Origin of the sequence: Comamonas sp., from assembly GCF_036666375.1 — a bacterium.
Lineage (GTDB): Bacteria > Pseudomonadota > Gammaproteobacteria > Burkholderiales > Burkholderiaceae_C > Comamonas.
This window is the reverse complement of sequence record NZ_JAVWWA010000008.1, coordinates 70,500-82,314: the sequence shown is the minus strand read 5'-3', so window position 1 is coordinate 82,314 and position 11,815 is coordinate 70,500. Positions and strand designations below refer to the sequence as shown.

12 protein-coding genes are annotated in these 11,815 nt (G+C 65.5%); 9 read left to right on the top strand and 3 right to left on the bottom strand.

Annotated elements, in window-relative coordinates; genetic code table 11:
* The 4 genes from RR928_RS03460 to RR928_RS03445 all read left to right on the top strand — a co-directional run.
* Window positions 1-731: adenosylhomocysteinase (locus RR928_RS03460; RefSeq protein ID WP_332681519.1), on the top strand; the 731-nt coding region annotated here is incomplete at its 5' end.
* 126 nt (window positions 732-857) lie between these two features.
* Window positions 858-1,640 carry a TlyA family RNA methyltransferase gene (locus RR928_RS03455; protein ID WP_332533853.1) on the top strand — a complete coding sequence of 261 codons (783 nt, stop codon included), beginning with the start codon at window positions 858-860 and terminating at the stop codon, window positions 1,638-1,640.
* The gene (gene metF, locus RR928_RS03450; RefSeq protein WP_332533854.1) at window positions 1,637-2,473 is read left to right on the top strand and encodes a methylenetetrahydrofolate reductase [NAD(P)H]; all 837 of its coding nucleotides are present in this window, start codon (window positions 1,637-1,639) and stop codon (window positions 2,471-2,473) included. The genes RR928_RS03455 and metF overlap by 4 nt, the downstream gene beginning before the upstream one ends.
* Before the next feature lie 64 nt (window positions 2,474-2,537).
* Window positions 2,538-3,299 carry a septal ring lytic transglycosylase RlpA family protein gene (locus RR928_RS03445; protein WP_332533855.1) on the top strand — a complete coding sequence of 254 codons (762 nt, stop codon included), beginning with the start codon at window positions 2,538-2,540 and terminating at the stop codon, window positions 3,297-3,299.
* A 60-nt stretch (window positions 3,300-3,359) separates the two neighbouring features.
* Here RR928_RS03445 and RR928_RS03440 read toward each other — a convergent pair whose 3' ends face one another.
* Window positions 3,360-4,226 carry a 23S rRNA (adenine(2030)-N(6))-methyltransferase RlmJ gene (locus RR928_RS03440; RefSeq protein ID WP_332533856.1) on the bottom strand — a complete coding sequence of 289 codons (867 nt, stop codon included), beginning with the start codon at window positions 4,224-4,226 and terminating at the stop codon, window positions 3,360-3,362.
* 278 nt (window positions 4,227-4,504) lie between these two features.
* Here RR928_RS03440 and rplM point away from each other — a divergent pair, with 278 nt between their 5' ends.
* From rplM to mdtD, 5 genes are all read left to right on the top strand, one after another.
* Window positions 4,505-4,933, top strand: a complete 429-nt coding sequence (gene rplM, locus RR928_RS03435) for a 50S ribosomal protein L13 (protein ID WP_159917394.1) — start codon at window positions 4,505-4,507, stop codon at window positions 4,931-4,933.
* 11 nt (window positions 4,934-4,944) lie between these two features.
* Window positions 4,945-5,337, top strand: coding sequence for a 30S ribosomal protein S9 (rpsI, locus tag RR928_RS03430; RefSeq protein WP_175505228.1), 393 nt, complete (start codon window positions 4,945-4,947; stop codon window positions 5,335-5,337).
* A gap of 152 nt (window positions 5,338-5,489) precedes the next feature.
* Window positions 5,490-7,019 carry a methyl-accepting chemotaxis protein gene (locus RR928_RS03425; RefSeq protein ID WP_332533859.1) on the top strand — a complete coding sequence of 510 codons (1,530 nt, stop codon included), beginning with the start codon at window positions 5,490-5,492 and terminating at the stop codon, window positions 7,017-7,019.
* 111 nt (window positions 7,020-7,130) lie between these two features.
* Window positions 7,131-7,496: an iron-sulfur cluster insertion protein ErpA gene (gene erpA, locus RR928_RS03420; protein WP_332533860.1), complete on the top strand. Its 366-nt coding sequence runs from the start codon at window positions 7,131-7,133 to the stop codon at window positions 7,494-7,496.
* Between the two features lie 222 nt (window positions 7,497-7,718).
* Window positions 7,719-9,086, top strand: coding sequence for a multidrug transporter subunit MdtD (gene mdtD, locus RR928_RS03415; RefSeq protein ID WP_332548228.1), 1,368 nt, complete (start codon window positions 7,719-7,721; stop codon window positions 9,084-9,086).
* Here mdtD and RR928_RS03410 read toward each other — a convergent pair whose 3' ends face one another.
* Window positions 9,087-10,214 (bottom strand): anhydro-N-acetylmuramic acid kinase, encoded by a 1,128-nt coding sequence (locus RR928_RS03410; RefSeq protein WP_332533862.1) that lies wholly within the window; start codon window positions 10,212-10,214, stop codon window positions 9,087-9,089.
* Between the two features lie 82 nt (window positions 10,215-10,296).
* The gene (locus tag RR928_RS03405) at window positions 10,297-11,655 is read right to left on the bottom strand and encodes a peptidoglycan DD-metalloendopeptidase family protein (RefSeq protein WP_332548227.1); all 1,359 of its coding nucleotides are present in this window, start codon (window positions 11,653-11,655) and stop codon (window positions 10,297-10,299) included.
* Window positions 11,656-11,815: the final 160 nt, after the last annotated feature.

Genomic DNA, 11,815 nt, shown 5'->3' with positions numbered 1-11,815 from the left:
TCGACAACCTGTACGGCTGCCGCGAATCGCTGGTCGACGGCATCAAGCGCGCCACCGACGTGATGATTGCCGGCAAGGTCGCCGTGGTTGCCGGCTACGGTGACGTGGGCAAGGGCTGCGCCCAGGCGCTGCGCGCACTGAGCGCCCAGGTCTGGGTCACGGAAATCGACCCGATCAACGCGCTGCAGGCCGCGATGGAAGGCTACAAGGTCGTGACCATGGAATGGGCCGCAGACAAGGCCGACATCTTCGTGACCACCACCGGCAACCGTGACATCATCCGCCACGAGCACATGCTGGCGATGAAGGACCAGGCCATCGTCTGCAACATCGGTCACTTCGACAACGAAATCGATGTCGCCTCGATCGAGCAGTACGAGTGGGAAGAAATCAAGCCCCAGGTCGACCACATCAAGTTCCCCGACGGCAAGAAGATCATCCTGCTGGCCAAGGGCCGTCTGGTGAACCTGGGCTGCGCCACCGGCCACCCCAGCTTCGTGATGAGCGCTTCGTTTGCCAACCAGACGATTGCCCAGATCGAGCTGTTCACCAAGCCCGAAGCCTATGAAGTCGGCAAGGTCTACGTGCTGCCCAAGCTGCTGGACGAAAAGGTCGCGCGCCTGCACCTGAAGAAGGTCGGCGCGATGCTGACCGAACTCACCGAAGGCCAGGCGGCCTATATCGGTGTGTCCAAGCAAGGCCCTTACAAGCCGGACACCTACCGCTATTAAAAGCGGACCAGGCCATGCCGCTTGCCGGCATGGCCGTCAGATACTTTTTTCGCCCCGTTGATGGGGCGGCTTTGCCGTCGGCCCTCGGGCCGGCGGTCGCGATTTCTTTTTAAGACGGATTTCTCCATGCGTGCCGATCAATTGCTAGTAGACCAGGGCCTGGCCGCCTCACGCGCGCAAGCGCAGCGCCTGATCGCCTCGGGCGTCGAGTGGCGCACCGCGGCCACGGGCCTGTGGCAAGCCATCAAGAAGAACAGCGAAGACCTCGCCGGCGACGCCGAGCTGCAGCTGCTGGATCAGGCGGCGGCGCGCTATGTGTCGCGCGGCGGTCTCAAGCTTGAAGGCGCGCTGGCGGCGTTCAAGGTCACGCCGCAGGGCAAGTGGTGTCTCGACGTGGGCCAGTCCACGGGCGGCTTCACCGACTGCCTGCTGCAGCAGGGCGCCGAGCGCGTGGTCGGCGTCGATGTGGGCCATGACCAGCTCAATCTGACGCTGCGCGGCCACGAGAAGATCGTGTGCCTCGAGCGCGTCAATGCGCGCACGCTCGATGCCGACACGCTGGTCGAGGCCGGCGCGTTCGAAGGCGCGCCCGATGAATCGCAGCAGTTCGACCTGATCGTCGGCGACCTGTCCTTCATCTCGCAGACGCTGGTGCTGCCCGCCGTCGTGCCTTTCCTGGCCCCCGCGGGCGACCTGCTGATGCTGGTCAAGCCGCAGTTCGAACTCCAGCCCGAGCACATCGGCAAGGGCGGCATGGTGCGCGACACGGCCTCTTATGCCGTGGTCGAGACACGCATCCGCGAATGCCTGGCCGAGCTGGGCCTCGAAGTGCGCGGCTGGATCGACAGCCCCATCACCGGCGGCGACGGCAACCGTGAGTTCTTCGTGCACGCGCGGAGGAGCGCATGACCCGGACCACGCTTCCCATCAGCTATGAGTTCTTCCCGCCCAAGACGCCCGAAGGCGCGGAAAAGCTGCGCGCCGTGCGCCAGCAACTGGCCGTGCGCCGGCCCGAGTTCTGCTCTGTGACCTATGGCGCGGGCGGCTCCACCCAGTCGGGCACCTTCCGCCTGGTGCAGGAAATCCAGCAGGAAGGCATGAGCGCGGCTTCGCACTTCTCGTGCGTGGGCGCGTCGCGCGAAAGCGTGCGCACCGAGCTGCGCGAGCTGCAGGCCATGGGCATTGCGCGCCTGGTCGCGCTGCGCGGCGATCTGCCTTCGGGCTACGGCCTGGGCGGCGAATTCCAGTACGCGAGCGATCTCGTGGCGTTCATCCGCGCCGAGTTCGGCGACGCCTTCCATATCGAAGTCGCGGCCTACCCCGAGATGCACCCCCAGGCGCGCTCGCCCGACGCCGATCTGCAGGCGTTTGCGGCCAAGGTCAATGCCGGCGCCGACTCGGCGATCACCCAGTACTTCTACAACGCGGACGCCTACTTTCGCTTTGTCGACAGCGCGCGCGCGCTGGGCCTGGACGTTCCCGTGGTGCCCGGCATCATGCCTATCACCAGCTCCACCCAGCTGTTGCGCTTTTCCGACGCCTGCGGCGCGGAAATTCCGCGTTGGATACGCCTGCGCCTGCAAGGCTACGGCGATGACACTGCCTCCATCAAGGCTTTTGGCTTGGATGTCGTGACCGAATTGTGCGAACGTCTGCGCAGCCAGGGTGCACCCAGCCTGCACTTCTACACCATGAACCAGAGCGCGGCCGTGCTGGCCATTGCCGAGCGGCTGGGCTTGTAAACATTGCGGTCGGCGTTGCGGCGGCCTGCGCACCGGCGCTCGAGCCGCAATTCCAGGAGACACAATGGATGAACGCAAAACCCGCTGCGCGCGGTGGACCCGCTGGCTGGGAATAGTCGGCATGTCGCTGTGGCTTGCGGCCTGTACGCCGCTGCCCGTGGCCCAGGAGTCTGGCGCTGCGCTGTCGACCTGCACCGTGCCCGTGGGCGGTGGCGAGGGCGACACCACGACCCAGGCCTGTCCCGAACCTGCCGACTCGTTGCAGCCGGCCGATCCCTTCGAGCGCCCCGCGTCGTCGCGGCCACGGCCGCCGCGCAAGCCCAAGCCGGCCTTGCCGCCCGTCGCCGAACCTGCCGCACCACCTTCTTCGCCTTATGAGCTGTCGCCGCCGCGCGAAAGCGATCAGCAGGGCCTGGCATCCTGGTACGGCCCGCGCTTTCACGGCCGGCGCACGGCCAGCGGCGAGCGTTTCGACAGCCAGGATCTGACGGCAGCGCACCGCACGCTGGCATTCGGCACGCGTGTCTGCGTGCGCAGCAGCATCACCGGCAAGGCCGTGGTGGTGCGCATCAACGACCGCGGGCCGTTCTCGCATGGCCGCGTGATCGACCTGAGCCAGGGCGCGGCCGAAGCCTTGGGCATGGTCGGCCTGGGCATCAAGCCCGTCGAGCTGTGGCAGCTCGACAAGGACGAGGAAGAGTGCCCTGAAATGTTCGACGAAGCCGCGGCCGATGCCGAGCCCGCGGCAGCCAAGCCTGTCGCCCGCGTGCAGCAAAAAGCCAAACCTGCGCCGCGCAAGAAGGCCGCGCCTCAGCGCAAGCGCTGAGGCGCGAATGCAAAAAAGCCAGGCCGCGGCCTGGCTTTTTGCTGGACGCAGCGCCCGAAATCAGCCGCCGGACTCGAGCGAGAACGTCGCGTTGTTGTCCTGGCCCAGCAGCTTGACCAGCTGGGGCATGGCGGGCTTGAGCAGTTCCTTGAGCTGGAACGGCGGGCTGATGATGAACATGCCGCTCGCGGGCAGGCCGCCGCGCTCGGACGTCTTGTTGCTCTTCACGGTCAGCGTCACGTGCAGCCAGCTCTTGCCGGCCTTGACGGCCATGGTCTTGAGACGGCGCGGCAGATCGTGGGCTTCGGGCCGCGGAATGATCGGGTACCAGATGGCGTAGGTGCCCGTGGGGAAGCGCTTGAGGCTGTCGGTCACCATGTCGAGCACGCGGCCGTAATCGGTCTTCATCTCGTAGCTCGGGTCGCACAGCAGCAGCGCGCGGCGCGAGACCGGCGGCAGGAATTTCTTCACGCCTTCGAAGCCGTCTTCGTGCAGCACGGCCAGCTGGCGGCCGGCTTCGAGCTGGGTCACGTTGCCGGCGAGCGAGCGCATGTCGGTCGGATGCAGCTCAAACAGCTTGAGTTTGTCGTGCGAGCGCAACAGGGCCTGGCTGATGAACGGCGAGCCCGGATAGTTGCGAATGCCGCTGCCCTGATTGAACGAGCGCACCATCGCCAGATATTCCTGCAGGATGGGAGCGAGTTCCTCGGTCGGCGTCTGGGCCAGCTTGAGAACGCCTTCGCTGGCTTCTCCGCTCTTGCTCGCGTAGTCGCCGTCGAGGCGGTACAGGCCCGCGCCGGCGTGCGTATCCAGAACGGTCAACGCCGCGTCTTTCTGCGTGAGGTATTGCAAGGTGGCAATCAGCACCGCGTGCTTGAGCACGTCGGCGTGGTTGCCCGCATGGAAGGCGTGGCGATAACTGAACATGGGGCAATGGTAACCAGACGCTGCCAAGAGGCAAGAGCGCAGGTCTTTGGGAATGGGCAGGTATTTTTACATGCCGGCCAAGGTCATGCAGCACAAGGGTTGCCGCATTTCGTATAATGGAGAGCTTCGCAGCGATTTTTTGGTCCCGCGGCGGAGTGTTTGCGGTCATGCACTATGTGCATAGAGGCTGCGGGCATCGCCACCTAAGAGGCTTCCTTCAGAGAAGCGCCGACCGTGGAAAAGGACCTTCAAACCCTCTTATCGAAAAGAGAAAACTCATGTCTACATTCAGCGCAAAACCCGCTGAGGTGCAACACGAGTGGTTTGTGATTGACGCCACCGACAAGGTGCTCGGCCGGGTAGCCAGCGAAGTTGCCCTCCGTCTGCGCGGCAAACACAAAGCCATTTATACACCTCACGTTGATACCGGCGACTTCATCGTCATCATCAACGCAGCCCAGCTCAAAGTGACTGGCACCAAGTCCCTGGACAAGGTGTACTACCGTCATTCCGGCTATCCGGGCGGCATCACTGCCACGAACTTCCGTGATATGCAGTCGAAGCACCCCGGTCGTGCTCTGGAAAAGGCCGTCAAGGGCATGCTGCCCAAGGGTCCTCTGGGCTACGCCATGATCAAGAAACTCAAGGTGTATGGCGGTGCTGAGCATCCCCACACCGCACAGCAGCCCAAAGCGCTGGAAATCTAAGGAGCCTTGAGATGATTGGTGATTGGAACAATGGCACAGGCCGTCGCAAATCCAGCGTCGCCCGCGTGTTTCTGAAGAAGGGTTCCGGCAAGATTACTGTGAATGGCAAAGACATTCAGCAGTACTTCGGCCGCGAAACTTCCATCATGATTGCTAAGCAACCGCTGGCACTCACGGAAAACCTCGAAGCTTTCGACGTGCAAATCAACGTGCACGGCGGCGGCGAATCCGGCCAGGCCGGTGCTGCCCGTCACGGCATCACCCGTGCACTGATCGACTATGACGCAGGCCTCAAGCCCGTCCTGAGCCAAGCCGGCTTCGTGACGCGCGATGCCCGTGAAGTCGAACGTAAGAAGGTCGGCCTGCGCTCTGCTCGCCGCGCCAAGCAGTTCTCGAAGCGTTAAGCCTCCAGTCCTGCAGTCTGCCGCAGTCTCTGCGGCGGGCGCAAGAAAAGCCACCTTCGGGTGGCTTTTTTCATGGGCGTGCACCTCAGCGGCGCATGCGCCTCACCCACGCACCAGCTGTTCTGCCCTCCAGCGCAGAGCGGGAAGAAATCGTGAAACTCAGTCTCAAACTGCCTCTGGTCATCGCCGCATCGCTGCTCTTCATGCTGTGCGCCGCACTGCTCGGAATCCAGCAACTCAACCAATCGCTCACTACCTACGCCACGACGGTGAAGGCCCGCCATGACAGCGAGCGCGACGTCGCCGACATGGCGCTGGCGTTCAAGACGCAGGTGCAGGAATGGAAGAACGTGCTGGTGCGCGGCAAGGATCCGAAAGCCCTGGACCGGCACTGGAGCGCCTTCAACCAGCTGTCGCGCGACGTGGAGGCGGCCAGCCGCAGGCTGATTGCGTCCCTGCCTGCGGGCGAAGCCAGGGCATTGGTCGAGAAGTTCGCCGCCTCGCATGCCGACATGGCCGCGCGCTATCGGCGCGGGTTCGATGCGTTCAAGGCCGCCGACTTCGATCCGCTGGCCGGCGACTCCGCGGTCAGCGGAATCGATCGCGAACCCGCGCGGCTGCTCGATGAATCGCGCGACAAGATCGCGGCCGAAAGCGCTGCACAGTCGCTGCAGGCCGACAGCAGCGCTCGCCGGGCGACCACGATCTCGCTGGCGTTGATGTTCGTGGTCTTTGGCGCCGGCCTGGGGGCGGGCGTGCTGTTCAGCCGGACCGTCACCCGCCCCATCGCGCGCGCAGTGGCGGTGGCGCGCGCCGTGGCTGCGGGCGACTTGAGCCGGCAGTTCGACGCGCAGGGCAAGGACGAAACCGCACAGCTGCTGTCTGCGCTCCAGCATATGCAGGCCAGCCTGACCCGGGTGGTGGGTGAAGTGCGCCAGAGTTCGGAGTCGGTGGCGACGGCGGCATCGCAGATCGCGCAGGGCAACAGCGATCTGAGCCAGCGCACCGAAGAGCAGGCGTCGGCGCTCGAAGAAACCGCCGCCTCGATGGAGCAGCTCAGCGCCACGGTCCAGCAGAACGCCGAGCATGCGAGGCATGCCAATGAACTTGCACAGACCGCGTCCACGGCGGCGGTGCGGGGCGGGGAGGTCGTGCGCCAGGTCACCGAGACCATGCAGACCATCAATGACAGCTCGCGCCAGATTGCCGCCATCATCGGCGTGATCGATGGCATTGCATTTCAGACCAATATCCTGGCGCTGAATGCCGCGGTCGAAGCGGCGCGCGCGGGCGAGCAGGGCCGTGGCTTCGCCGTGGTCGCCAGCGAGGTGCGCAGCCTCGCGGGTCGCAGCGCCCAGGCGGCCAAGGAAATCAAGCAGCTGATCGACGCCAGCGTTCAGCGGGTCGAGCAGGGCAGCGCGCTGGTCGATCGCGCCGGCACCACGATGTCGGAAGTCGTCGGTTCTGTGCAGCGCGTCACGGACATCATGGGCGAGATCAGTTCGGCCAGCGCCGAGCAGAGCACGGGTGTGGCCCAGGTCGGCGAAGCCATCATCCAGATGGACCAGGTCACGCAGCAGAATGCCGCGCTCGTCGAGGAAAGCGCCGCTGCCGCGGCCAGCATGCAGGCCCAGGCCGGGCAACTGGTTCAGGCCGTGGCAGTGTTCAAGCTGGCGCACTGACTGTCGGCGGATAAAGGCCCCACTTGCATAAGCGGCAAGCGCGCAGGGGTCCGAATTCCCGAGCGATTTGCAGTACCATTCCCCTCAAACCTTGAATATCGGAGTACCCACATGAGCGCCGTTGCAGAAAACATCCAGAGCGAAATGCCTTCTCCCATCCTTTTCACCGACAGTGCCGCGGCGAAAGTGGCGGATCTGATCGCCGAAGAAGGCAACCCTGAGTTGAAGCTGCGCGTGTTCGTGCAAGGCGGCGGTTGCTCGGGCTTCCAGTATGGTTTCACGTTCGATGAAATCACCAACGAAGACGACACGGTCATGTCCAAGAACGGCGTCTCGCTGTTGATCGACGCCATGAGCTACCAGTACCTGGTGGGCGCCGAGATCGACTACAAGGAAGACCTGCAGGGCGCGCAGTTCGTGATCAAGAACCCGAACGCCACGACCACCTGCGGTTGCGGCTCCAGCTTCTCTGCATAAATGATGCACCCCCTGAGCCGCTTCGCCGGATGGCCGGCCCCGGCTTCCCCCTCTCAACCTTCGGTGGAGGGGGACGGCACCCTCGCTGCGGGGCGGCCCTTGCTCGGTGCCCCCACGATGGGACATGCCCATTCATAAAGTTCGCCCATGTCCATGAGACCGCTGTCAGAGGCGGTTTTTTTACGCCCGTTCCCTGCCTGCTGATGGCACTGATGTTTCTCCATGACGACTGATCGCTCGAATTCGGTGCTGCTGTGGCTGGTGGCCCTGGGCTTCTTCATGCAGACGCTGGACGCCACCATCGTCAACACGGCCCTGCCCGCGATGGCGCAGGCCCTGGGCGAGAGCCCGCTGCGCATGCAGTCGGTGATCGTCGCCTATTCATTGACCATGGCGCTGGTGATTCCGGCTTCGGGCTGGGTCGCCGACCGCTTCGGCACGCGCCGCGTGTACCTGATGGCGATTGCGCTGTTCGTGCTCGGTTCGCTGCTGTGTGCGCTGGCCGCGAGCCTGAACCAGCTGGTGCTGGCGCGCGTCGTCCAGGGCTGCGGTGGCGCGCTGCTGCTGCCCGTGGGCCGGCTGGCGGTGTTGCGCGCCTTTCCGCGCGAGCAGTTTCTCAAGGCCATGAGCTTCGTCACGCTGCCGGGGCTGGTCGGCCCGCTGATCGGTCCCACGCTGGGCGGCTGGATGGTCGAGTACGCCTCGTGGCACTGGATTTTCCTGGTCAATGTGCCGGTGGGAATCCTGGGCCTGCTGGCCACGCTGCGCCATATGCGCGATGCTGCGCCAATCATCCACCGGCGCTTCGACGGCGCCGGCTATGCGCTGCTGGCGTTTGCCATGGTGGCCGTGTCGCTGGCCCTCGAAGGCCATGCGCTGCTCGGGGCATTGGGCGCGGGCGCGCTATTGGCGGCGGGCGCGGCCAGCCTGCTGGTCTATTGGTGGCATGCGCGGCGCCGGCCCGATCCGCTGTTCGCTCCGGCGCTGTTCACGGTGCGCAGCCTGCGCATAGGCCTGCTGGGCAACCTGTTCTCGCGCCTGGGTGGCTCCTGCATTCCATTTCTGATTCCGCTGGTGCTGCAGGTCTGCCTGGGCTTCTCGCCCATGGAGGCTGGCATGATGATGCTGCCCACGGTGCTGGCCAGCATGACCGTCAAGCGCGTGGCTTCGGCGCTGATCGAGCGCTGGGGCTACCGACGCACGCTGGTCGCCAACACGGTGCTGCTGGCGCTGATGATCGCGAGCTTTGCGCTGGTTGCGCCGGACCAGCCGCAATGGCTGCGCATCCTGCAGCTGCTGGTCTTCGGCGCGACCAATTCTATGCAGTTCACGGCCATGAACACCGTCACGCTCAAGGACCTGGAAACGTCCCATGCGAGCAGCGGCACTAGCCTGCTGTCGATGGTGCAGATGCTGGCCATGGGGCTGGGCGTGGGCATTGCGGGCGCGGTGCTGGCGGGATTCCATGAACTATGGGGCCAGGCCAGGCCCGAGGCCGTGCTGCACGCCTTCCAGGCGACCTTTGTCTGCATGGGCGTGCTGACGCTGTTCTCGGCGTCGATCTTTGCCCGGCTGGACCGCGGGACCTGATCAGGCCGGGTAGATCGCGCCGAGCACGCGCGGCCCGCGCGCGCCGGTCACGCGCGCGAGGTTGCCCGGCAGCCCCAGCAGCGTCTGGCGCGCGAGCCAGGCAAAGGCCGCGGCTTCGACCTGCAGCGGCGGCAGTCCGCCAGCTTCGGTGCTTTGCACCTGCATGCCGGGCAGCAGCGCGGCCATGCGCGCCATCAGATGGCCGTTGAGCGCACCGCCGCCGCAGACCAGCAGTTGCTCCGCGTCCCGACCCCAGCGCAAAGCGCTGTCGGCGCAGGCGCGCGCGGTGAATTCGGTCAGCGTGGCCTGCACATCCTCGGCGCGGGTGTGCGCCGGCAGCCATTCCAGCCGCTGCTGCAGCCACTGCGCGTTGAACAGGTCGCGCCCCGTGCTCTTGGGCGGGGCCTGCTGCAGAAAAGGCTCGTCGAGCAGCCGCTGCAGCAGTGCGGGCAGCACCTTGCCGCTGGCCGCCCAGGCGCCGTTGTCGTCATAAGGCCGGCCCGTATGGCGCTGGCACCAGGCGTCCATCAGCGCATTGCCCGGGCCGCAGTCGAAGCCGCTGACCTGGCCGTCGGCGGGCAGCACGCTGAGGTTGGAAATGCCGCCGATGTTGAGTGCCAGCAGCGTCTGGCCGGGCCGGCCGAACACGCTCTGGTGGAAGGCGGGCACCAGCGGCGCGCCCTGGCCGCCCGCGGCCACGTCGCGGCTGCGGAAGTCGGCCACCACGCTGATGCCGCAGCGCTCGGCGAGCAGCGCGGGATTGTTGAGCTGCAGCGTATAGCCCGTGCCGTCGAACATCTGCGGACGGTGGCGCACGGTCTGTCCGTGGGCGCCTATGGCCTTGACCGCCTGCGCCGGCACGCTGGCCTGCAGCAGCAGCTGGTGCACCACGTCTGCATAACAGGCGACCAGCGCGTTGGCCGCGAGCGCGGCGCGGTGCAGTTCGTTGTCGCCTGCGGTGTTGAGCTCCATGAGCTCGGCGCGCAGTCCGACAGGGAAGCCGCAGCTCGCATGCTGCAATACATGTGTCTGGCGCTGGAAGTCGACCAGCACCCCGTCCACTCCATCGAGCGAGGTGCCCGACATCAGGCCGATATAGAGATCCGGGGTGGGGGCAGCAGAGGTCATGGGGCAATGTTAGCGGCGTGGTGCACCGCAGACATGAAAAAAGCCGCTTTGCAGCGGCTTTCGGGAGGAGGGGGAAGGCGGCTTATTCCGCGCTGGCCAGCGTCTGGCCGGCGGAGTCGAGGGCCAGACGCATCTGCGCGGCCTTGCGGTTGAAGACTGCGCGCGACGCCGTAGAAATCGGGCGTGCGGCCTGCGCCGTGCCGATCACGGTCAGCGGGTCCTGGGCCTGGCCGTTGACGCGCACTTCGAAGTGCAGGTGAGGCCCTGTGGCCCAGCCGGTGGAGCCGACGGCGCCAATGGTCGCGCCTTGTTCCACGCGTGCGCCCTTGCGCACGTCCATGCGGCTCAGGTGGGCATAGACCGTGACGTTGTTGTCGGGGTGCTTGACGAAGATCACGTTGCCGTAGCCGTTCTGCACGCCCGAGAATTCAACGATGCCATCGGCCACGCTGCGCACCGCCGTGCCCGTGGGCGCCGCGAAATCGGTGCCGCTGTGCGCGCGCCAGGTCTTCTGGATGGGGTGGAAACGCATGGCGAAGCCGCTGCTCACGCGCGAAAACGCCAGCGGAGCGGAGAGGTACGAACGCTCCAGGCTGGAGCCGTCGAGCGAGTAGTACGCACCCTTGGTGCCGGGTTCCTGGAACCACATGGCCTGGTGCACATCGCCATTGTTGTGGAACTCGGCGCTCAGCAGGCGGCCGCTGCGCAGCGGTTCGCCATCGGCTTCCAGGGTTTCGTAGACCAGGGTGAAGCGGTCGTTCTTGCGCAGCGAGCGGCGGAAGTCGATCTTGCCGTTGAACACCTCGGCGAGTTGCGAAGCGACGGCATCGGGGATGTTGGCCGCATCGGTCGCGGCGAACAGCGAGCTCTGGATCACGCCGCCGGCCAGGCGGTTGTTCGACACCAGATCGCCGGTTTCAAGACGGGTCACGAAACCCTTGTCCTTGCGTTCCACCACCAGGCGCTGGAATTTCGTGCTGTCGTCATCGGGTGCCCAGCGCGCGGTCAGGCGCGTGAGTTGATGGTCGTTCGTGGCTTCGGCCGAAACCAGGCGGCCGCCGCGCGCCAGCAGGTGCTGGCGCACCTGGTCATTGCTGCGCAGGAAGGCCGAGGCCTGGGGATCGGCAATGCCCAGGCGCTGCAGCAGCGCTTCGGCGTTGTCGTTGCTGCGCGAAAGGTCGGAGCGGTAGAGCGCAAAGTCCTGCAGCTCGGTCAGCTCGACCAGAGGCGTGTCATCGGCCAGCGAGACGACTTGTTGGGTCAGGGTGCGGACCGGCAGATCGGCTGGATCGGGACCCAGCGACGCCACGGCGAAAGCACCACCACCACCAGTCAGCAACAGGGCAGCCAGCGCGGCGGTAACGCGCTTGGGATGTTGTTGCAGTGTGTTACTTATCCGCGCCAGCAAAGCATTGCCGGCAATGATCAGTCCAGATTTCAAAATGGAGTTCCCGTTTCGGTGCGCGTCCACTCGGACGAGGAAAAGGAGGTGCGACAGGACGCGCTTTCCAGGGGTTGGAGGCCATTCGACAGTGTCGATACGGGGACCCTACTAGAATTCGCCACAGCGACAAGCCACGAATTATAACGGGGGGCACTTC